Here is a 21323-nt window from a genome sequence, read left to right on the forward strand (position 1 = left end):
CAGGATAAGTCCACGTTTTCTGGGAATTTCTGCCAGACCTTAGCAGGTCGTTAACTCATTTCGGGCACTAACTACACCAAACCTGCCGTGATTACGCTTGCGGCTGGCCGATTGATTTGAGGTTATGCGCCGATGTCCAGATTGAACAAGCTGTTCCAGAAGCTGCGGAAAAATACCCGCGGAAACGCCGTTCTTCTTGTGGCGATGGGAACCCCTGCCCTTATTGGAGGTGCAGGCCTGGCCGTCGATACCGCGCAGTGGTACCTGTGGAAGCGTGAACTGCAGCAGGCTGTCGACCAGGCCGCCTATGCTGGTGCATGGGCGCTCACCAATGATGATTCGGCCGGTTTCTACGAAAAACGCGCGAAACAGGAATATGATGCCAATCTCGCGGTGATCTCTGATTTTGCATCGGAACCCGTGATCACACTGGCAAGTTTCGCCGGCGGCAGCAACAACAGCGTGCTGGTGCGGGCAAGCGCGACCCGAACACTGCCCTTTTCAAGCTTTCTGACGGGCAATGGGGTGACCGTAACCGCTTCGGCCCAGGCCAGCTTCGCCGAAGGCGGCCACTTCAGCGCCTGCCTCGTCTCGCTTGCCAAGGACGGTGAAGGCACGATCATCGGCGGCAATGCGTCGGTCAAGGCGCAATGCGGCATCGCCGCCCTTTCGTGCAGCGAAGATGCCATTACCGTCGACGGATCGGCAACGGTCGAGACTGATATCATCGTTGCTTGCGGCAAGGTTGAGGCTCCCGATGAGCTCAAGCACCTGGTGGTCGAGGATGCATCGGGTTTGACGGATATATACTCCGATCTGGAACCGCCGACGAACGATACACCCCGCACCTATAACTGCACCGGCAAGGGCAAGAATGTACAGGCATCGTTGCTTCCGGGCACATATTCGTCACTCGTGATTTCCTGCACCACGGTGCTGGCGTCGGGCGTCTATGTGATCGACGGGGGCGAACTGGATCTTTCCGCCAACTACAATGTCACGGGCACCGGCGTGATGTTCGTGCTGAAAAACGGCGCACGGGTGAAGCTGGGCGGCAATGGCAACGACAATTCGATCCGCCTGTCACCCATGACCGCAAACGATGTGATCAACGCCGGATACCCGGACATGGCCGATCGTTATGCGGGAATGCTGATCTTCGAAGACCGCGAGAACGACCCGCCCAGCCCCGGCCATATCATGAACGGCAATTCGAACTCGCTGGTCGAAGGACTGATCTACATGCCTTCGGGAACGTTGACGATCAACGGTACCGCCGACGTCAGCTCGCAGTGCCTGCTGGTTTCGGCCTATCGCATCGATATCAAGGGCGGCGCCAAGCTCGAAACGCTATGCCCTGTGAATGAAGCGACTGAGGTCGGTTCGAGCAGTGGCAAGGTGAGGATGGTCGCATGATCTCCCGCTGGCGAAACCTTATTGGCACTCTTCGCGCGAGCGCGCAGGGCTCGATGGCGATCGAAACCGCGCTCGTGCTGCCGTTGCTGATCCTGATGTCGTTTGGCACTTTCGAGGCGAGCATGGTCGTTTCGCGACAGTATGAACTGCAATCCGCCGCCGCAGAGGCAGAGATCATCGCTGTCGCTGCAGCAACCGGTGCGGCGACCGATGCAGACAAGATCAAGGCGATTCTGGCGCAATCGGTTGGCCTGCGCGAAGAGCAGATCACGGTGACGCGGTTCTATCGCTGCAACGACAGCGAGACGCTCGTCAGCACAAAAGAGAGCTGCGGTGTGGACGATGTGGTGAGCAATTATGTCCGCCTGCAAATGTCTGACAGCTATACGCCGGTCTGGACCGAATTCGGCATCGGTGAGACGATCAATTACAATGTCGTTCGCACTGTGATGTTGTCATGACGATCAGGGCACGCCTCAAACGCTTCCTGCGCGACGCGCGCGGCTCGACCATTATCGAGTTTGCGCTGTTGGCGCCGGTCCTCATCGTTGCCACGATCGGCGTCTTTCATGTCGCGATCTACATGCAGAACTACAATTCACTGCGTTCGATCGCTTCCGATACTGCGCGCCGCGTGATGATCGAATATCAGAAGGAAAACAATATCTCGCCCGTCGAGATAGAGGCAATTGCCCTCAGCATTGCGGTCGGCGCACCCTATCTGCTCGAAACCGACCAGTTGCAGATAACCGTTACCGAAGCCGGCACCAGCAGGGTTCAGGATGCCACCGAAATGGACATAGCGATTTCCTATCTCGGCGAGGATTTCCTGCCGCTGGTGAATTTGGACGCGCTGAACATGACCTATAGCCGGCCCATCTTCGTCTTCGAAGAATAGCTGAAGCAAGTCCGCTGCAAGGGCGGGGGCACACCGCCCCGCCCATGCCTCAATCGCGGTAACATACCTTTCTTGCCGCAGCGACAATGCGCGAGGCGTCGATCAGCGCCAGCTTCTCAAGATTCGCGGCATAGGGCAACGGCACATCTTCGTTGCAGACCCTCAGCACCGGCGCATCGAGATGGTCGAAGCCTTCCTCCATGCAGATCGCGATCACTTCTGACGCAATCGAACAGGTCGGCCAGCCTTCCTCCGCAATCACCAGGCGGTTGGTCTTGGCCAGGCTGTCCAGGATCGCCTGCCGGTCGAGCGGGCGCAGCGTGCGCAGATCGATCACTTCGGCGTCGATGCCATCTTCGGCAAGTTGTTCGGCAGCTTCGAGCGCAAAGCCGACCCCGATCGAATAGCTGACGATGGTTACATCGCTGCCCTCGCGCATCACCCGCGCCTTGCCGATCGGCAACACGTAATCGTCAATATCCGGCACATCGAAGCTGCGCCCATAGACCAGTTCGTTCTCGAGGAAGACCACCGGGTCTTCGGTGCGGATTGCCGCCTTGAGCAAGCCTTTGGCATCGGCAGCATCATAGGGCGCGATCACAATCAGTCCGGGCACGCTGGCGTACCACGGGCCGTAATTCTGGCTGTGCTGCGCACCCACGCGGCTGGCCGCGCCATTGGGGCCGCGGAAAACCACCGGGCAGCGCATCTGCCCGCCCGACATGTAATTGGTCTTGGCCGCGGAGTTGATGATGTGATCGATCGCCTGCATGGCAAAATTGAAGGTCATGAATTCCACGATCGGACGCAATCCGCCCATCGCCGCGCCGGTGCCGATCCCGGCGAAACCGTATTCGGTGATCGGCGTATCGATCACCCGCTTGGGCCCGAATTCGTCGAGCAGGCCCTGGGTAACCTTGTAGGCACCCTGGTATTCGGCCACTTCCTCGCCCATCACGAACACACGTTCGTCGCGGCGCATTTCTTCGGCCATGGCATCGCGCAGCGCTTCGCGCACCGAGACCTGGGTAAAGCTGGTGCCTTCGGGGATCGCTGGGTCAGCCTTGGGTTCGGCTTTCGGGCGCGCCGGAACGGGTGCGGGGCTGGCTTCGGGTTCGGAGCTGGCTTCGGGTTCGGAGCTGGCTTCGGGTTCGGGAGCCGGAGCGGGCGCAGGCGCCGGAGCGGCTTGGGTGGAAGCGCTGTCATCGCCTTCGCCCTCAAGCGTCGCGATAACTGTGCCGACCTTCACGTTCTCGGTCCCTTCAGCGATCAGGATCTTGCCCAGCACGCCTTCGTCGATCGCCTCGAATTCCATCGTTGCCTTGTCGGTTTCGATTTCGGCGATGATGTCACCCGGGGCGATTTCATCACCTTCCTGCTTGAGCCAGCGCGCAAGCGTGCCTTCCTCCATGGTGGGCGAAAGCGCCGGCATTTTCAGTTCGATAGCCATGGCTCAATACTCCTCCACCAGAACATCGGTGTAGAGTTCGGCTGCCTCTGGCTCGGGCGAGTTTTCAGCGAAGTCGGCACTTTCTGCAACGCGCGCGCGGATAGCCTTGTCGATCGCCTTCAGATCGTCCTCGGTCTTGCCCTTTTCGAGCAGAAGCTTCTTCAGGCCCTCGATCGGGTCCTTGTGCTCGCGCACGTCCTGCACTTCCTCGCGGCTGCGGTATTTCGCCGGATCGGACATCGAGTGGCCGCGATAGCGATAAGTGCTTAGCTCCATCAGTACCGGCCCACCGCCCTCGCGCACGTGCTTGAACGCGATCTCGGCCGCTCCGCGCACTTCCAGCACGTCCATTCCATTCACTTTCATGCCCGGAATACGAAAAGCGGTCCCGCGCCGGTGGAATTCTGTTTCCGCGCTCGACCGCGCCGTGCTGGTGCCCATCGCATACTGGTTGTTCTCGATCACGAACACGATCGGCAGGTTCCACAGCGCGGCCATGTTGAAAGTTTCGTAAACCTGCCCCTGGTTCGAAGCGCCATCCCCGAAATAGGTGAGGCAAAGCCCGCCGTCCTCGTTATACTTATGCGCCAGCGCCAATCCGCCGCCGAGCGAAACCTGCGCCCCCACGATGCCGTGCCCGCCATAGAATTTGTGCTCGGTGCTGAACATGTGCATCGAGCCGCCCTTCCCCTTGGAAATGCCAGCCTGGCGCCCGGTCAATTCGGCCATGATCACGTTGGGATCGATGCCATAGGCAAGCATGTGACCGTGATCCCGATAGCCGGTGATCACACTGTCACGATCATTGTCGAGCGCACTTTGCAGCCCGATCGCGACCGCCTCCTGGCCGATGTAAAGGTGGCAGAAGCCGCCGATCAGGCCTAGACCGTAAAGCTGCCCGGCTTTCTCTTCGAAACGACGGATGAGGAGCATCTGCTCGTAAAGCCTGAGCATTTCCTCTTCGCTGGCGTCATACCGGCCCTGCTTCTCATGCGCTTCCTGGAGCGAATGGAGAATAAAATCCGGATTGTCCGATGCCGATTTCCTGGGCGTTTTTACTTGCGTCTTCGCGGCTTTGGCCAAAGCTCAAATCCTTGCAGTTGCTGGTCTTCCCGGGGAGGCGGGACAATAGCTCCGCTATAAGCGCAAGCGACACAGTGACGCAACGTCAAGCGCCGTCCCTGCATACGAAATCTTGCTGTAATTGCGCGAAGCTACTCGTCTTCCAGTGTGATCACCACTTCATCGGGGTGAACCACATTCATGTTCCGGCGCAGCAGTTCGCCAACCAGGTCAGGATCTGCCCCTTCAGGGTTGAGGCGGTCAACCTTGTTCCTGAGCGCATCGCGCTCAAGCCGAAGTTGCGCAATCTGCGCCTGCCGTTCTGCGAGCAGTTCCTCGCTTTCGCTCCAGGCCAGCAAACCGGTTGGCCCGGCGATTGCGAAACCGGCGATAAGAAGCAGTGCGGCCAGCGCCAGCATCTGCCTTATCTGATCCTTTGGTGGCTTGCGCATTTCTATCCCGCCCTGAGCTGTACACACAGAATCATAGTTAACGCGCGCGATCAAGCGCTTTATGACAAGAATCAGTAAGAACGCGGCAGGCCAAGCACATGCTCGGCCAGATAGGAGAGGATCAGATTGGTTGAAATCGGGGCCACAGTATAAAGCCGTGCCTCGCGGAACTTGCGCTCGACATCATATTCTTCAGCGAATCCGAAGCCGCCAAAGGTCTGCACGCACATGTCCGCCGCGGCCCAGCTCGCCTCGGAGGCGAGCAGCTTCGCCATATTGGCTTCTTCACCCGGATTGCCTCCCGCATCGTAAACCTGCGCAGCATGGTGCACCATCAGCTCGGCTGCGCGCATCTGCGCATAGCAGCGCGCGATCGGGAACTGCACGCCCTGGTTCTGCCCGATCGGGCGGCCGAACACTTCGCGCTCGCGCGCATAGCCGCCTGCCTTCTCGATGAACCATTTGGCATCACCGATACATTCGGCCGCGATAAGGATACGTTCCGCATTCATGCCCGAGAGGATGTAGCGGAAGCCCTTCCCTTCCTCACCGATCAGCGCACTAGCCGGGATGCGCATGTCGTCGAAGAATACTTCGGTGGTGGAATGGTTCATCATCGTGCGGATCGGTTTGATCGTCAGCCCGCCTGCCTCGCGCGCGGCGCGCATGTCCACGAGGAAGATCGAGAGGCCATCGGTGCGCTTTTCCAACTGGTCACGCGGGGTCGTGCGCGCGAGCAACAGCATCAGGTCGGAATGTTCGGCCCGGCTGGTCCAGATTTTCTGGCCGTTGACCACATAATGGTCGCCGTGCTTGACCGCGCGCGTCTTCAGCGAAAGCGTGTCGGTGCCGCTGGTCGGCTCGGACACGCCAAACGCCTGCAGCCGCAGCTCGCCGCTGGCAATCCTGGGCAGGTATTCGGCCTTTTGCGCATCGCTGCCATAACGCAGCAGCGTATTCATGATGTACATTTGGGCATGCGCCGCGCCGCCATTGCAACCGGAAGCCTGGATTTCCTCCATGATCACCGCCGCCGCATCCAGCTTCAACCCGCTGCCGCCGAACTCTTCCGGAATCAGCGCAGCAAGGAAGCCCGAATGCGTCAGCGCATCGACGAATTCTGCCGGATAGTCGCGTGTGCGATCCTTATCGCGCCAGTATTCACCCGGAAATTCGTCGCACAGGGCCCGCACCGCGCGGCGGATTTCAGCAAGGTCTTCGCTTTCCTGCATTTCAGAGGGGCTTTCCAAATTAAGCGCGTGCGTTGCTTGCCCACGCACGGCAGCCAAGTCCACCTCATCAAGTTGATAAAGACGGTTGGAGTGCGCTTGCTAGACTGGCCTCGCGCCGCATGCCAGTCACGAAATTTTGTCCGAATGAGGATCGAACAGTCAACAGCAACAAAAAAAGGGCCTGCCCGACTGGCAAGCCCCTTTTATGGTGCGCCCGACAGGATTCGAACCTGTGGCCCCCAGATTAGGAATCTGGTGCTCTATCCTGCTGAGCTACGGGCGCCCGCGGCCCCTTTACGCAGGCAAATCGAGCAAGGCAATCAGTTGAGTTTGCCGGGCGGCGCAACCGGGAAAGGCAGCGGGGCAATTTGAATGCCCTCCTCCACCAGACCCTTGGCCTCTTCAATACTGGCCTGCCCGTGGATCGCCTTTTCGTCAGCCTCGCCGTAATGCATCTTGCGCGAGACTTCGGCGAATTTGTCACCAACCCAGGTGCTTTCCTTTAGCGCCTTCGCCTGCGCCTGAGCGAGCTTGGCCAGCGCTTTCTCCACCTCGGGCGTCATCGGCCGGTTGGAAAGCTGCTTGGCATCCAGAACCGCTTCGCTGCGTGTATTGCCCTTGGCCGGAACGGCCGGCGCCATCGGCGCCTTGGCTACTTGCTGGCTGCCGCATTGCGGGCAAGACACAAGCCCGCGCTCACGCTGCTGCGCATAGTCAGCCGACGAACCGAACCAGCCCTCGAATCGGTGGCCAGCGTCACACTGAAGGTCGAAAACGATCATTTCACTCGCCTAATTGGCGATTGCGCGGCGATTGGCAAGGCTTGGCAGCTGCGCACGGACCGCGTCGATACGGTCTAGGTCGATCTCGGCAAAGCCCAGGCCCGGCGCCTCTCCACCCAGATCGAGCAGAACTTCGCCCCATGGATCGATCACCAGGGAATGGCCGTATGTCAGGCGGCCATCCTCATGCTCGCCCACCTGCGCGGCGGCAATCACGAAGGCGCTGGCTTCGATCGCGCGGGCGCGCTGGAGTACATGCCAATGGTCGCGCCCTGTCGGCACAGTGAAAGCGGCCGGAATGGCGATGGCATCGCAGCGCCGCCGCCCCAGTTCCTCAAACAGCGCGGGAAAGCGGATGTCGTAGCAGACCGTCAATCCGAGCCGCCCCAGCGGAGTGCCCTCCACCGTCACCACCAGTCCGCCCGGTGCATAGGCAGAGCTTTCGCGCCAGGTTTCGCCAGTTGCGAGTTCCACGTCGAACATATGGATCTTGTCATAGCGCGCCTGGATCGCGCCATCAGGGCCGATCACGAAGCTGCGATTGACCCACCGCCCATCCTCACGCGCAATCGCCAGCGATCCTAGCGCAACCGAAATCCCGGCCTCTGCCGCCGCTTGCTTTGCTCGCTTGAGCACCGGGTTTTCAGATTCAGCCACGATGTGTGCCGCCGCCCGAGACCGGTCACGATCAAGCAGGCCGCACATTTCAGGGGTGAAAAGCATTTCCGCCCCGTCCGCCTTGGACTGCGATACCGCCGATTCGATTGCATCCGCATTGGCTTCGGGATCAATTCCCGAATTCATCTGCAAGACGGCGATACGCAGCACAGTGAGGATCAGCCCCCGAGTAGCGCGTCAAGCTTGCCCGCACGCTCCAGCGCAGCGAGTTCGTCAGAACCGCCAACATAGACATCGTCGATAAAGATTTGTGGAACCGTCCTCGCGCCCGGCGCCCGCTCCAGCATTTCCTGGCGCTTGGGGCCGCCCAGCGTGATGTCATACTCGTTGAAGCTGGCACCCTTGTTTTTGAGCAAGTGCTTGGCCCGCACACAAAAAGGGCACGCGAATTTGGTGTAGATGTCGATTTTGGGCGTTGTCATTGCGATCCCTGTTCTACCTTTGTCTTGCGCTTGCCGAAACTCCGAAAGCGATCTTGAACACGAATTTTCTCTAACTATCTGGGTAACGCCAGGGCTTGCCGCAATGGGAGCCTTGGTTTGGTTGATGAAAGCGCTGCTTTGGCAGGCTTTTGATCGTTCAGATTGCTCTAGTGAGGATTTGTATCATGTCACGATTTGATTTTACTCCCTATCGCCGCAGCACGGTTGGTTTTGACAGGCTATTCGACCTGCTCGAGAATCAGGCCCGGCTGAATTCGGGCGATAATTATCCCCCTTTCAATATCGAGCGCCGCGGTGAAGATGAATACCGCATCACCCTGGCGATAGCCGGGTTCCGTCCGGATGACGTTGACATTACCGCCCAGCAGAACTTGCTGGTGGTCCAGGGCAAGAAGCGCGCCGACGCGCCGTCGGGCGAAATGCTGCATGTCGGCATCGCCAATCGCGGGTTCGAACGCCGCTTTGAACTGGCTGACTATGTCCGCGTGGACGGCGCCGATCTGGCTGATGGATTGCTGACCATCGATCTCGTACGCGAAGTCCCCGACGCGATGAAACCGAAGAAGATTTCGGTGAACGGCCAGCCCAAGCTCAAGGCCGTAACGAACGAAAAAGGTGATGATGCGGCAGACGCCGCCTAACAGCATGAGCGCAAGGCGCCGTACTGCGTCTTCGCATTGCCGGAAACGAAATGGGGGCGGATTATTCATCCGCCCCCGCGACTCTGAAGTCGCCTCTACCAGCCTGTGACGTCCGGGTCGCAGAAGACGACACCAGCCGGATTGAGCTCGTATAATATCCCCGCCGACTGATTTCAGCCGGTTTCAGATTTATAGCTTTGAAACCCCCTGTTGGATCAACGATCCAACACAGTACGTAACTTACGCGCTGTTTGAGCATCCTGTGCCATAAATCACTGACTGACTTGTATAAATGCGACAGCGCGTTGCATTTTCTTTAGGGGCAACCGGGATAATCTGATATTTCAGTATCTTGCGAGATATCGCTTTTTGTCCGGCCTGAAAATTCAGTGCATTACTGCCTGAATTTACCACTCAGACGAGGCGCGATTGATCAACTGCTGCCGCCACGAATCCGGCGAACAAGGGGTGCGGATCAAACGGCTTGGATTTCAGTTCGGGGTGGAACTGTACCCCGATGAAGAACGGGTGGTCCGGCCGTTCCACGATTTCAGGCAACAGCCCGTCCGGCGACATTCCCGAAAAGATCAGGCCATGCGCTTCCAGCGGCTCGATGTAAGCGGAGTTGACTTCGTAGCGGTGCCGGTGCCGTTCGGAGATCATTTCCACCCCGCCATAGATCCGCGAAACATGGCTGTTGAGTGAAAGCTTTGCATCGTAGGCGCCAAGCCGCATCGTGCCGCCAAGGTCGCCGCCTGCTTCGCGGGTCTGCAATCCCTCCTCGCTCATCCATTCTGTGATGATCCCCACTACAGGCTCTGAGGTCTCGCCAAATTCGCTTGAGGTTGCAGCCTCGAAACCGGCAGAGCGTGCCGCTTCGATGCAGGCCATCTGCATGCCCAGGCAAATGCCGAAAAAAGGAACCTTGCGCTCACGGGCGAAGCGCACACTGGCAATCTTGCCTTCGGCCCCGCGCTCGCCGAAACCGCCTGGCACCAGAATACCGTGGAGCGGCTCGAGCCTTGAGGTGATCTCCGCGTCGTCGCCCTCGAAGATTTCGGCATCGATCCACTTGATATTGACCTTGACCCGGTTGGCGAGCCCGCCGTGGACCAATGCCTCGTTGAGTGACTTGTAGGCGTCGGGAAGGCCGACATATTTTCCCACCACGCCAATCGTCACCTCGCCTTCGGGGTTGAAATAGCGATCGGTAACGTCATCCCAGGCCGACAGATCGGGCTCGGGCGCATCGGTGATGCCAAAAGCGCGCAGCACCTCTGCATCGAGGCCTTCCTGGTGGTATTGCAGCGGCACCGAATAGATCGACGGTGCATCGAGCGCGGGGATCACCGCTTCGGCACGCACGTTGCAGAATTGCGCGATCTTGCGCCGCTCGCCCTCGGGAATCGGGTGTTCGGCGCGGCACAGCAGCACGTCGGGCTTGATCCCCAGGCTGGCCAGTTCGCGAACCGAGTGCTGCGTCGGCTTGGTCTTCAGCTCGCCTGCCGCGGCGATATAGGGGACGAGCGTGACATGCACGGACACGGTCTGGAAGGGTTCGAGCTCGTTCCTGAGCTGCCGGATCGCTTCCATGAACGGCAATGATTCAATGTCGCCCACCGTGCCGCCGATCTCGCACAGGATGAAATCATGATCGTCCTGGCCCGCCAGCGCGAATTCCTTGATCGCGTCGGTCACATGCGGGATCACCTGCACCGTGGCGCCGAGGTAATCCCCGCGCCGCTCCTTGGCGATGATATCGCGATAGACCCGGCCCGAAGTGATATTGTCGCTCTGCCGCGCGGAAACCCCGGTAAAGCGCTCGTAATGGCCCAGATCCAGATCGGTTTCCGCCCCATCATCAGTGACATAGACTTCACCGTGCTGGTACGGGCTCATCGTGCCCGGATCGACATTGAGATAGGGATCGAACTTGCGGATGCGAACCTTGTAGCCGCGCGCTTGCAGCAGCGCGCCGAGGCTTGCCGCCATGAGACCTTTGCCGAGCGAGGAGACCACGCCGCCGGTGATGAAAATATACCGCGCCATGGGGGTCGGGCCTTAAGCGGTGAAACGGATTCGTGGCAAGCGATTTGGCGCGCGGGATCACCCGCAATCCACAATCGTGGTCAGTTTGTGGCTATTCGGTCGCGCCGACTAGCGGATCGTCGCTGGTCGGTTCACCTTGCACCGGCGCCGGCGCCGGAGCGAGCGGATCAACCGGTGCGGCAAGCGGATCAGTTGCCGGAGCCACCGTGCGCTCAAGCGTGCTGCTGATTTCTTCGCCTCCAGCGGTTTCCACCGCCACTGCGGCAAGCGCGATCGACAAGGCTACGAACAGGATCGCCAGCCAGCGCGTCGAGCGGGTCAGGAAATCCGCCGCGCCGCGCGCGCCCATCAGGCCGCCGGGGCTGCCACCAATGCCAAGTCCACCGCCCTCTGAACGCTGCATCAGGATCACGCCGACCAGCCCGGCTGCGACCAGCGTTTGAACGACAGTGAGGAACAGGAACAGTGACATGGTAATCCTATCTAGCTTGCAGGCCCGCATTTAGGGCAGCGGTGCGCAATCGACAAGGGCTGCTGCGCCAGGCGATCCCGCGCACGCAATGCCCGCAGGACGCCGCGCATCAATTGTCGAGCATATCTCCGGCAGCGAGCGCGATGCCCATGAAGCTATCAGCCGTCAGGCTTGCTCCGCCAACCAATGCACCGCCCACTTCTTCAGTGGCAAAAATCTCGCGGGCGTTTTCCGGGTTTACCGAACCGCCATAAAGGATGCGCACGCCGCCGCCCTGCTCCTCGCCGTAAAGCTCGATCAGCAAGTTGCGAATTTCCCGATGCATCTCGGCGATGTCCTGCGGGCTTGCGGTGTTGCCGGTGCCGATCGCCCAGATCGGCTCATAAGCCACGGTCAACCGGTCAGCAGCGTTTTCAATTCCCGGCAGCGAATCCTTCAGCTGATGCGTAACAAAGCTGGCCGCCTTGCCTGCACCGCGCGTTTTGGCGTCCTCGCCGCAGCACATGATCACCCGCATCCCCGCATCCAGCACGGCCTGCGCCTTCTCGCGCACCAGAGCATTGCTTTCACCATGCCCCTGTCGGCGCTCGCTATGACCCACGATCACGAATTTGGCACCGGCATCGGCCAGCATGCTGGCGGAAATGTCACCGGTGAAGGCCCCATCGGTGCCCGGGTGGCAATCCTGCGCACCCACACCGATTTGTTCGACTTCGCGGTGCACCGCATGGATCAGTGTGTATGGCGGTGCAATCGCCACCTCGACCTTCATGTGCCGCTGCGCCGCACGGTCGATCGCGCGCGCTTCTGACAGCATGGCACGCGTGCCGTTCATTTTCCAATTGCCAACAATATAGGGCCGTTCGGCCATGGGAGATATCCTGCTATCTACGAATCCAGCCCTTTCAACATAGGGGCTGCGCGGCGGGCCCCGCTAGCCGACCTTTCTTTTCCAGTCAAAACCGTTTCTTCACTGTTGCGGCAAGAACGCGTCTCGGCTGTTGCGGCAGCGCCGCTGGGCCGATAAGGCGCGAGCCATCAACTTCGTTCTCGCAACTGCGCGAGGCATCTAGCTGCGGATCGCCTAAATCCATGATCACATTTTTTCGTAATTTCTTCAGTTCGAAACTTGGCCTCGGCCTGACGCTGGGTTTTCTGGTCCTGATCGCATTCGCCTTTGCCAGCAGCGATGTGGCGAATCAAAACGTTTTCGGGGGGGTGTCCGGGGGCGACCGGGTTGCCGTGGTGGGCGACGAAAAGATTGGCAATGCCGAGTTCGGACGCGCGGTAAGCAACGCGGTTGACCAGGTGCGGCAGGAAAACCCGGCCATCACAATGGCCATGTTCACCGCACAAGGCGGACTTGACGAAGTGCTTCAACAGATGATCGATCGTTATTCCGTGGGCAATTATGCGGAGAAATACGGCCTCAGGGCAGGCAAGAACCTGGTCAATAGCGAGATCCTGCAAATCGGTGCCTTTCGCGGTCCGGATGGCAATTTCAGCAGTGCCGCCTTCCAGGCGGCCCTGCGGCAGCAGGGATTGAGCGAAGCGATGCTGCGGCAAGATCTTGCCGACAGCATTCTGGTCACGCAGATTCTGGCACCGGGCCTCAGCGGCATACAGATGCCCCGTAAGCTGGCAACGCGGTATAGCGCCTTGCTGCTTGAGCGGCGCGACGGTGCGGTGGGTTTCATTCCATCAGCGCAATTTGCCCCGAAGGATGATCCAAGCGAAACTGCACTGGCCGCCTACTACAAGGAAAACCGTGACGATTACATCCGGCCAGAACGCCGCGTGTTGCGTTACGCCACTTTCGGGCTGGACAACCTCGATACGGATCTTGCTCCGACAGAAGCCGAGATTGCAGCGCGTTACCAGCGCGACCGGGCCCAATATGCCGCGCGCGAGCAACGCACCTTCACGCAATTGATTGTGCCGACCGAGGATGCGGCCAAAGCCTTGCTCCAGCAGGCCAGCGGTGGATCAGCCCTGGCGGCGGCGGCGCGCAGTGCGGGGTTCAGTACAACCGTGGTCGGCCCGGTCGAACGCGAGGAATTTGCCAATACCACGAGCGGCGCAGTGGCTGACGCGGCGTTTGCCGCCGCGCAAGGCAGCATCGCTGAACCCGCGCGCAGCCCGCTTGGCTGGCATTTGGTGCGAGTCGACAGGATCAACCGGATACCGGAGCGTAATCTTGCCCAGGCCACCCCGCAAATCCGCGAGGCATTGACTGAAGAAAAGCGCGCGCAAGCCCTCGCAGATCTGAGCGCAAGGGTCGAAGAAGAGATTTCAGGCGGCGTAGCCCTTTCGCAAATGGCCGAGGAACTTGGTGTCGCGCTGGAAACCACCGCGCCGATTACCGCAGATGGCCGAATCTACGGCAATCCTGCGGCCACCTTGCCACCGCAATTGCAGGGTGCCATCAGCACCGCTTTCCAGATGGAAGAAGGCGAACCGCAACTAGCCGAATTGGTTCGTGGAACCACTTTCCTGATTTTCGAGGTTTCGGATACCACGCCTTCCGCCGCCGCCCCGCTCAAGGAAATTCGCGAACAGGTGGTGTTCGACTGGAGGCTCCATGAAGGCGCCCGCAAGGCGCGCGAGGCAGCCGACCGGGTGATCAAGCGCGTGCGCGATGGCGCTACATTGGCGGAGGCGCTGCGCGAAGAGCCAGTAACCCTTCCCCCGCCGGACCTTCTCAGCCTCGATCGCCAGGACCTGCTCGCCCAGGGCCAGCAGATTCCGCCTGCGCTGGCGTTGATGTTCAGCATGGCCGAAGGCTCTACCAAGCGGCTCGAAGCACCGAATGATATCGGCTGGTTTGTGGTTGACCTGCAGAATATCGAGACGCCCAAAGTTGCGCCCGACAATCCGTTGATCGCTTCCGCGCAGCGGCAAATGCGCGGCCCGATGGGCGATGAACTGGCATCGCAGCTGACCCGCGCGATTCGAGCCGAAATCGGCGTCGAGACCAATCCGGCGGCGGTCGCTGCAGTGCGGCGTCAGCTCACCGGCGAAAATTAGAGGAAACGCCCGCTTGCCCCCTGCCGCAGGCCCCCGTTTGACGGATAATTCCGCCACCGCAGCCGCCGCGCTTGCCGCGGGCAAGCCTGCGCTGGTGTGGCGCAAGGTCATCGCGGATACCGAAACACCAGTGGGTGCGGCAGCCAAGCTGATCGAGCCGGGGCGTGGGGACTTCCTGCTTGAATCGGTCGAAGGCGGCGAGGTGCGGGGGCGCTACAGCCTGCTCGGCCTTGACCCTGACCTGGTTTTTCGTGCGCGCGGGAACACGGCAGAAATCAATGCCGACTGGCAACACGATCGCGCTGCGTTCGAACCATGCGAGACGGGCAGCCTTGATGCCTTGCGTGCACTGGCCGATTCCTGCCGTATCGACGTGCCAGAGGGGCTGCCACCCGCGCTCGCTTGCCTGGTCGGCTATTTCGGGTTTGAAACCGTCGGCCTGGTTGAAGATCTGCCGCGCGCGCCCGCCAGCCCGCTTGACCTGCCCGACATGCTGTTCGTGCGCCCGACTGTGATCCTGGTGTTCGACGGGCTCACCGATGCACTCTTCGCCATCGCGCCGATCTGGGCGGCGAAGAATCCCGATACAGCGATCGAGCGCGCAGGCGAGCGGATTGACGATGTGCTGCGGCGCCTTGCCGGTACCATTGCGCCGCACACACCGGCGCAGGGCCTGCCAGATATGGCGCTTGAACCGGTGATCGCAGCCGAAGATTACAAGGCGATGGTGCTGCGCGCCAAGGATTACATCACGGCGGGCGACATTTTCCAGGTGGTGCTGGCCCAACGCTTCACCACGCCGTTCCCGCTGCCGCCGATCGAACTTTATCGAGCATTGCGGCGGGTGAACCCTTCGCCCTTTCTTTATTTCCTCGACCTGCCGGGTTTTGCCGTAGTCGGATCAAGCCCGGAGATACTGGTGCGCGTGCGAAATGGCGAAGTGACCATCCGCCCCATCGCGGGCACGCGGCCGCGCGGTGCCACGCTAGCAGAAGATGCCGCCAACGAAACCAGCCTGCTTGCCGATCCCAAGGAACGGGCGGAACATCTCATGCTGCTTGATCTGGGGCGTAATGATGTCGGCCGGGTGGCCACCACGGGATCGGTCGAGGTGACCCAAAGCTTTACCATCGAGCGCTACAGCCACGTCATGCATATTGTCAGCAATGTCATCGGCCAGCTCGATTCTTCGCACGATGCGCTTGACGCGCTGTTCGCGGGCTTCCCGGCGGGCACGGTCAGCGGTGCGCCCAAGATCCGCGCCTGCGAAATCATCGCCGAGCTCGAGCCAGAGGCGCGCGGGGCCTATGCCGGCGGCGTCGGCTATTTTTCGCCAGATGGATCGGTCGACAGTTGCATCGTGTTGCGGACCGCCGTGATCAAGGACGGGATGATGCATGTGCAAGCAGGTGCCGGGATCGTGGCTGACAGCGACCCGGACGCCGAGCTGGCCGAATGCAAGGCCAAGGCCGGCGCGTTGATTGCGGCTGCAAGGGAAGCCGCCCGCGTCGCCAGCGAACCGGGGTTCGGCCAGTGATGCGTGCGCTGCTGCTTACTGCGCCTTTGCTGGCGCTTACCGCTTGCGACGTTGAGGGCGGCGAGCCGGTGACCCGCACCGAAATCGGCTCAAAATCCGAACAGCGCGTGGCACTGCGGCGCGAGGCTTCGGCTTGCGAGGTCGTGGTGTTCGAGGCTGTGCCGCTGACCCATTGCGTTGCCGATCCGGCCAAGCACCGGATTGCCATGGTGCTGTCCGATCCTAACGGGGTGAGATACCGTTCGCTACGCACCTATGGCAAGGCGCTGGGCGAGCAAGCGGCGGTGGTGGCCTTCGCCATGAACGGCGGCATGTTCAAGGATGATGGCAGCCCGCTGGGCTATTACGTCGAGGAAGGCGAGCGGCTTGTGGAGCTCAACCGTGAGGAGGGTGATGGCAATTTCCACCTCCAGCCCAACGGTGTGTTTTTCGGCAGCGATGGCAAGTGGGAAATCCGCACGTCGAACAACTTCCTCTACAATGTCAGTGACCGCCCGAAATTCGGTACCCAATCGGGCCCGATGCTGGTGATCGACGGCGAGTTGCATCCCGAATTCCAGGATGACGGCCCTTCGCGCAGCATCCGCAACGGGGTGGGTATCGATGCCGAGGGCAAGGCGCATTTCGTCATTTCCGAAGCAGCGATCAGTTTCGGGCAATTCGCGCGCTATTTCCGTGACGAACTCAAGACGCCCGCCGCCCTCGCTCTTGATGGGGGGGTGTCCGCCTTATGGGACCCGGTGACCGAGCGGCTTGACGACGGTGCCGCGATCGGGCCCTTGATTGTCGTGACAAAACGCGACACGGCGGCGCCATGACCTGCGCACCGACCATATTGGTTATCGACAATTACGACAGCTTCACTTTCAACCTGGTCCATTACCTGTTGGAGCTGGGCGCCAAGGTGCAGGTGGAACGCAATGACGCGCTGAGCGCCGCGCAAGCGATCAGCACCAATGCCGCGGGTTTCCTGATCTCGCCCGGCCCCTGCACGCCCAATGAAGCGGGGATCAGCCTCGATCTCGTTTCCGCTTGCGCCGATGCCGGCAAGCCGCTGCTTGGCGTGTGCCTGGGCCATCAGGCGATCGGTCAGCAATTCGGCGGTATGGTCGAGCGCGGCGGGCTGATGCACGGCAAGACTTCCCCGATCAGCCATGATAGCAGCGGTGTGTTCACGGGGCTCCCCTCGCCCTTCACCGCCACCCGCTATCACAGCCTGGTGGTGCGCAATCAGCCGGATGATCTCGCCGTCAACGCCACTTCCGACGATGGCTTCACCATGGGTTTCCGCCACCGCGAGCTGCCGATCCACGGGGTCCAGTTCCACCCTGAAAGCATCGCCACCGAGCACGGCCACGCGCTGCTGGCCAACTTTCTGCGTATCTGCGGGCTCGAGGTGAAGGAGGCGGCATGAAGACCCTGCCCCTTGCCGTACCGCATATGACCGAAGCCGAGGCCGAAGAGGTGTTCGGCTGGATCCTTGACGGCGAGGCCAGCGATGAGGAAATCGCGCGGTTCCTGCTGGCAATGACAGAGCGCAGCGAAACCGCAGACGAGATCGCGGGTGCAGCCCGCGCGCTCAGGGCCCGCTATATTCCGGTCGCTGGACCCGCAAATGCGATCGATGTGTGCGGAACCGGCGGGGATGGCCACCATACGCTGAACGTGTCAACCGCAGTAGGCCTGGTTGTCGCGGCCTGCGGTGTGCCGGTCGCCCGCCACGGCAACCGGGCGATCTCCTCGCTTTCGGGCGTGGCCGATACGCTCGAAGTCCTGGGGCTCGACATGGCCGCCGCCGGGCGCACCGCGGAAAAGACGCTGGCGGAAATCGGCATCTGCTTCCTGTTTGCCCCCAATCACCACCCGGCGATGGTGCGCATCCAGCCCATCCGCAAGAGACTTGCCCGCCGCACGATCTTCAACCTCATGGGGCCGCTGTCCAACCCGGTTGGCGTGCGGCGCCAACTGATCGGCATTGCCCGCCCCGGCTACGTCTCGATCTATGGCGACGCGGCAGCGCGGCTTGGCAGCGATCGCACCTTCATCGTCTCGGGCGACGAAGGGCTGGACGAGCTGAGCCTTGCCGGGGGTAACGAATTGGCCGACGTAACCGGCAATGATTTCGAAATGCGGCGTGTGGATGCGACAATGGCCGGGCTGGAGCACGCGCCGCTTGAAGCTATTCGCGGCGGAGATCCGGCCCATAATGCAAAGGCACTCGCCGCCTTGCTGGCAGGCGAGCCGGGTGCCTATCGCGAAACCGTCAAGTTCAATACCGCAGCGGCCCTGATGGTTGCGGGCAAGGCCGAAGACTGGGTCGAAGGCGCGGCCATGGCGGCCGAAGCGCTCGACAGCGGCAAGGCGGCGGCATTGCTGGCGCGCTGGATCGAGATGGCAAAATGATGACCAATTACACTCGCTGTTCGTCATCCCCGCGAAAGCGGGGATCCACAGCGGAGCCGTTCCCCTCGCAATCTGGATTCCCGCATACGCGGGAATGACGAGGAAAATGATGAACAAACTCGAAGAAATCTGCGCCACCAAGCGGATCGAGGTTGCGCAAAGGCGCGCCGAATCCTCGGTCACCGCGCTCGACCATCTCGCCGCCGGGCAAAGCGCACCGCGCGGCTTTGAAGCAGCGCTGCGCATCAAGTCTGTCGGTGGCTTTGCGCTGATCGCGGAGGTCAAGAAAGCCTCGCCTTCCAAGGGCCTGATCCGCGAGGATTTCCGACCTGATCAGCACGCCCGCGCCTATCAGGCCGGCGGCGCCGCATGCCTCTCTGTCCTGACCGACGCGCCCTATTTCCAGGGTCATGAGGATTACCTCAAGGCGGCGCGCGCAGCATGCGGCCTGCCGGTTCTGCGCAAGGATTTCATGGTTGATCCATGGCAGGTGGCCGAAGCGCGCAGCATCGGGGCGGACGCGATCCTGATCATCGTTGCTGCGCTTGGCGACGCTGAAATGGCAGAGATCGAAGCTGCGGCAATTGAACGCGGCATGGATGTGCTGGTCGAGGTACACGACGAGGCCGAGATGGAGCGCGCCGCCCGGCTCGCCTCTCGGCTGATTGGCGTCAACAATCGCGATTTGAAGACTTTCAGGACTGATCTTTCTACGACCGAACGGCTTTCTTCACTCGCACCGCCCGGCGCATTGCTCGTCAGTGAAAGCGGGATCAACAGCCATGACGATTGCACGCGTTTGGCGAATTCAGGCGTGCGTGCTTTCCTGGTCGGGGAGAGCCTGATGCGGCAGGATGATGTCGAAGCGGCCACGCGGGCGCTGCTGCAAGGCTAGGGTCCTGACCCTGGACTGTCCTACAATCTGGATCTGCGGCATAAGCAGCGACATGTTCCGTCGATCCCCACTCGCAGAGCCCGGCTTGCAAGCCCTTTCATCAGCGCCCGGTTTTCCTTTCTCATGACTGTGTTCCATGTGTTCCATCCTGTAGGGTTTCGATTCGCCAAGGTATTGTAGAAAGCATGAGCAAAAGCCTGACCCATCTCGATGAAAGCGGTAATGCGCGCATGGTCGACGTGAGCGCCAAGCCTGCCACAGGGCGCATGGCGCGGGCGGGCGGCGTGATCCGCATGAGCGCAGAGGCGCTCGCTGCGATCAAGGCAGGTGATGCCCCCAAGGGCGACGTGCTGGGCACCGCACGAATCGCGGGGATCATGGCGGCGAAGAGAACCGGCGAATTGATCCCGCTGTGCCACCCGCTCAGCCTGGATGCCGTCAATATCGACTTCGCCTTTGAAGATGACGGCGTGCGGGTAACCGCAGTAGCTACGTTGACCGGCAAGACCGGCGTGGAGATGGAAGCAATGGTGGCCGCTTCCACCGCGCTGCTGACAATCTACGACATGGCCAAGGCGCTCGACAAGGGCATGGTGATCGGCGAGGTTCGCCTGCTTGAAAAGCGCGGCGGCAAGTCAGGCCACTGGACCGCCGATTGATCATGGTGGCAATGCTTACCCCTGAAGAAGCGCAGGCCCGGGTATTGGCGCTGGTGCAACCCATGCCGGTGAGGCGGATTTCGTGTGAGGATGCGGTCGGCCTTTATCTCGCGCATGACTTGCGAGCGCGGCGAACTCAGCCGCCTGCCAACCTTTCGGCCATGGATGGCTATGCGATTGGCGGCGAAGCAGCCGGGCCATGGCGCCTGGTAGGTGAAAGCCGCGCGGGGGCACCCTTCGCTCGTGCGCTTGAAGCTGGCGAAACCGTGCGCATTTCAACCGGGGCGCATATTCCCGCTGGTGCGGATCGTGTGCTGATCCAGGAAAATGCGAAGGTCGAAGGCGAGACTGTCTCATGTGTGGAGGATTTTCCCGATTCACTGCGTCACGTTCGCCAACGCGGTTCCGACTTCGCCGAAGGGGATGTCGTAGTTTGCGCCGGAACCAGAATTGGCCCCGCCCAGCTTGCGCTTGCGCTGAGCGCTGGCCACGCCGAGCTTGAGATACGCCGCGCGCCATCGGTGGCAGTGCTCGACAGCGGCGATGAATTGGCCGCTGACCCGATGGATTGCGCTGAGCACCAGATCCCAGCCAGCAATGGCGCGATGATCGCGGTAATGCTCAAGGCGCTCGGTTGCCGGGTAACGCGGCTTGGCCCTGTGCCGGATGACGCCGATGCGCTGGCAAAAGCGCTGGCCGAAGCTGAGGGCGCTGACCTCCTGGTCACTACTGGCGGCGCCTCGGTTGGAGATCACGATCTGATGCGCCCTGCGCTTGAGGCCTGGGGCGCCAATCTAGATTTCTGGAAGGTCGCGATGAAGCCGGGCAAGCCGATCATGGTGGCAACGCGCGAGCACAGCGATGGCAGGCAGGTGATTTTCGGTTTGCCCGGCAATCCGGTGTCGAGCTTCGTTACATGCTTCCTGTTCGTGCTGCCGCTGATCCGCGCCGCAATGGGAGCCGCTGACCCCCTGCCGCGAAGGGCGCTGCTGCCATCGGGATGCGAATTGCCAGCGGTTGGCACACGCCATGAATTCCTGCGCGCCCGCTGGGATGGCAAGCACGTTACGCTTGCCGATTCGCAGGACTCGTCCGCGCTGGGCGCACTTGCCAACGCAAATTGCCTGATCGATCGTGCGCCGAACGGTGGCCGGATCGAAGCAGGAACGTCTGTTCCGGTTATCCTGCTTGAAAATGGCGGAATTGCTTGACTTACCGAATCGTGTT

General features: G+C 61.0%; 22 protein-coding genes and 1 tRNA gene. 12 read left to right on the forward strand and 11 right to left on the reverse strand.

Translation table 11 applies throughout. The features are described from left to right. The first annotated feature begins 132 nt into the window (after window positions 1-132). The 3 genes from ACX2DJ_RS09415 to ACX2DJ_RS09425 all read left to right on the forward strand — a co-directional run bounded on the left by ACX2DJ_RS09415 (window position 133) and on the right by ACX2DJ_RS09425 (window position 2314). Window positions 133-1416 (forward strand): pilus assembly protein TadG-related protein, encoded by a 1284-nt coding sequence (locus ACX2DJ_RS09415; RefSeq protein ID WP_462572249.1) that lies wholly within the window; start codon window positions 133-135, stop codon window positions 1414-1416. Next, the gene (locus tag ACX2DJ_RS09420; protein ID WP_462572250.1) at window positions 1413-1877 is read left to right on the forward strand and encodes a TadE/TadG family type IV pilus assembly protein; all 465 of its coding nucleotides are present in this window, start codon (window positions 1413-1415) and stop codon (window positions 1875-1877) included. Before ACX2DJ_RS09415 ends, ACX2DJ_RS09420 begins: the two co-directional genes overlap by 4 nt. Window positions 1878-1972: 95 nt before the next feature. After that, window positions 1973-2314, forward strand: a complete 342-nt coding sequence (locus ACX2DJ_RS09425; protein ID WP_462572582.1) for a hypothetical protein — start codon at window positions 1973-1975, stop codon at window positions 2312-2314. Window positions 2315-2363: 49 nt separating this feature from the next. Here the strand turns inward: ACX2DJ_RS09425 and ACX2DJ_RS09430 are convergent, their stop codons facing one another. The 8 genes from ACX2DJ_RS09430 to grxC all read right to left on the reverse strand — a co-directional run bounded on the left by ACX2DJ_RS09430 (window position 2364) and on the right by grxC (window position 8392). After that, window positions 2364-3764: a pyruvate dehydrogenase complex E1 component subunit beta gene (locus ACX2DJ_RS09430; RefSeq protein WP_462572251.1), complete on the reverse strand. Its 1401-nt coding sequence runs from the start codon at window positions 3762-3764 to the stop codon at window positions 2364-2366. A 3-nt stretch (window positions 3765-3767) separates the two neighbouring features. Continuing rightward, a complete protein-coding gene (pdhA, locus tag ACX2DJ_RS09435; RefSeq protein ID WP_462572252.1) occupies window positions 3768-4847 on the reverse strand; it encodes a pyruvate dehydrogenase (acetyl-transferring) E1 component subunit alpha in 1080 nt (359 codons plus the stop codon). Window positions 4848-4978: 131 nt separating this feature from the next. Then, entirely contained in the window at window positions 4979-5278 is a 300-nt protein-coding gene (locus tag ACX2DJ_RS09440; protein ID WP_462572253.1) for an FtsB family cell division protein, read from the reverse strand. 71 nt (window positions 5279-5349) lie between these two features. Continuing rightward, window positions 5350-6510, reverse strand: a complete 1161-nt coding sequence (locus ACX2DJ_RS09445; RefSeq protein WP_462572254.1) for an acyl-CoA dehydrogenase family protein — start codon at window positions 6508-6510, stop codon at window positions 5350-5352. Window positions 6511-6716: 206 nt separating this feature from the next. Beyond that, a tRNA-Arg gene (locus tag ACX2DJ_RS09450) sits at window positions 6717-6793 on the reverse strand. Window positions 6794-6830: 37 nt separating this feature from the next. Continuing rightward, complete coding sequence (locus ACX2DJ_RS09455; RefSeq protein ID WP_462572255.1) at window positions 6831-7292, reverse strand: DUF1178 family protein; 462 nt, start codon at window positions 7290-7292, stop codon at window positions 6831-6833. Window positions 7293-7301: 9 nt separating this feature from the next. Further along, window positions 7302-8120: a carbon-nitrogen hydrolase family protein gene (locus tag ACX2DJ_RS09460; protein ID WP_462572256.1), complete on the reverse strand. Its 819-nt coding sequence runs from the start codon at window positions 8118-8120 to the stop codon at window positions 7302-7304. A gap of 8 nt (window positions 8121-8128) precedes the next feature. Further along, window positions 8129-8392 carry a glutaredoxin 3 gene (gene grxC, locus ACX2DJ_RS09465; RefSeq protein WP_462572257.1) on the reverse strand — a complete coding sequence of 88 codons (264 nt, stop codon included), beginning with the start codon at window positions 8390-8392 and terminating at the stop codon, window positions 8129-8131. A gap of 185 nt (window positions 8393-8577) precedes the next feature. On the opposite strand from grxC, the gene ACX2DJ_RS09470 reads away from it, so the two are divergent. Then, window positions 8578-9054: an Hsp20 family protein gene (locus ACX2DJ_RS09470; protein ID WP_462572258.1), complete on the forward strand. Its 477-nt coding sequence runs from the start codon at window positions 8578-8580 to the stop codon at window positions 9052-9054. A 414-nt stretch (window positions 9055-9468) separates the two neighbouring features. On the opposite strand, the gene ACX2DJ_RS09475 is transcribed toward ACX2DJ_RS09470, so the two are convergent. From ACX2DJ_RS09475 to tpiA, 3 genes are all read right to left on the reverse strand, one after another. Continuing rightward, window positions 9469-11103 (reverse strand): CTP synthase, encoded by a 1635-nt coding sequence (locus ACX2DJ_RS09475; protein ID WP_462572260.1) that lies wholly within the window; start codon window positions 11101-11103, stop codon window positions 9469-9471. A 91-nt stretch (window positions 11104-11194) separates the two neighbouring features. After that, complete coding sequence (gene secG / locus ACX2DJ_RS09480) at window positions 11195-11569, reverse strand: preprotein translocase subunit SecG (RefSeq protein ID WP_462572583.1); 375 nt, start codon at window positions 11567-11569, stop codon at window positions 11195-11197. A 115-nt stretch (window positions 11570-11684) separates the two neighbouring features. After that, the gene (tpiA, locus tag ACX2DJ_RS09485) at window positions 11685-12446 is read right to left on the reverse strand and encodes a triose-phosphate isomerase (RefSeq protein ID WP_462572261.1); all 762 of its coding nucleotides are present in this window, start codon (window positions 12444-12446) and stop codon (window positions 11685-11687) included. A 221-nt stretch (window positions 12447-12667) separates the two neighbouring features. Between tpiA and ACX2DJ_RS09490 the strand changes: the two genes are divergently transcribed. The 8 genes from ACX2DJ_RS09490 to ACX2DJ_RS09525 all read left to right on the forward strand — a co-directional run bounded on the left by ACX2DJ_RS09490 (window position 12668) and on the right by ACX2DJ_RS09525 (window position 21307). After that, the gene (locus tag ACX2DJ_RS09490; protein WP_462572262.1) at window positions 12668-14602 is read left to right on the forward strand and encodes a peptidylprolyl isomerase; all 1935 of its coding nucleotides are present in this window, start codon (window positions 12668-12670) and stop codon (window positions 14600-14602) included. Window positions 14603-14639: 37 nt separating this feature from the next. Further along, complete coding sequence (gene trpE / locus ACX2DJ_RS09495) at window positions 14640-16139, forward strand: anthranilate synthase component I (RefSeq protein WP_462572264.1); 1500 nt, start codon at window positions 14640-14642, stop codon at window positions 16137-16139. After that, window positions 16139-16957 carry a phosphodiester glycosidase family protein gene (locus tag ACX2DJ_RS09500; RefSeq protein ID WP_462572265.1) on the forward strand — a complete coding sequence of 273 codons (819 nt, stop codon included), beginning with the start codon at window positions 16139-16141 and terminating at the stop codon, window positions 16955-16957. The genes trpE and ACX2DJ_RS09500 overlap by 1 nt, the downstream gene beginning before the upstream one ends. After that, on the forward strand, window positions 16954-17553 hold the full coding sequence (locus tag ACX2DJ_RS09505; RefSeq protein ID WP_462572266.1) for an anthranilate synthase component II: 600 nt from the start codon (window positions 16954-16956) through the stop codon (window positions 17551-17553). The genes ACX2DJ_RS09500 and ACX2DJ_RS09505 overlap by 4 nt, the downstream gene beginning before the upstream one ends. Next, window positions 17550-18542 (forward strand): anthranilate phosphoribosyltransferase, encoded by a 993-nt coding sequence (gene trpD, locus ACX2DJ_RS09510; RefSeq protein ID WP_462572268.1) that lies wholly within the window; start codon window positions 17550-17552, stop codon window positions 18540-18542. Before ACX2DJ_RS09505 ends, trpD begins: the two co-directional genes overlap by 4 nt. A 106-nt stretch (window positions 18543-18648) precedes the next feature. Continuing rightward, window positions 18649-19437, forward strand: coding sequence for an indole-3-glycerol phosphate synthase TrpC (trpC, locus tag ACX2DJ_RS09515; RefSeq protein WP_462572269.1), 789 nt, complete (start codon window positions 18649-18651; stop codon window positions 19435-19437). A 185-nt stretch (window positions 19438-19622) separates the two neighbouring features. Next, the gene (moaC, locus tag ACX2DJ_RS09520) at window positions 19623-20096 is read left to right on the forward strand and encodes a cyclic pyranopterin monophosphate synthase MoaC (RefSeq protein ID WP_462572270.1); all 474 of its coding nucleotides are present in this window, start codon (window positions 19623-19625) and stop codon (window positions 20094-20096) included. A 2-nt stretch (window positions 20097-20098) separates the two neighbouring features. Then, a complete protein-coding gene (locus ACX2DJ_RS09525; RefSeq protein ID WP_462572272.1) occupies window positions 20099-21307 on the forward strand; it encodes a molybdopterin molybdotransferase MoeA in 1209 nt (402 codons plus the stop codon). Window positions 21308-21323 lie beyond the last annotated feature (16 nt).

It is taken from the genome of Altererythrobacter chaiwopuensis (genome assembly GCF_054957755.1).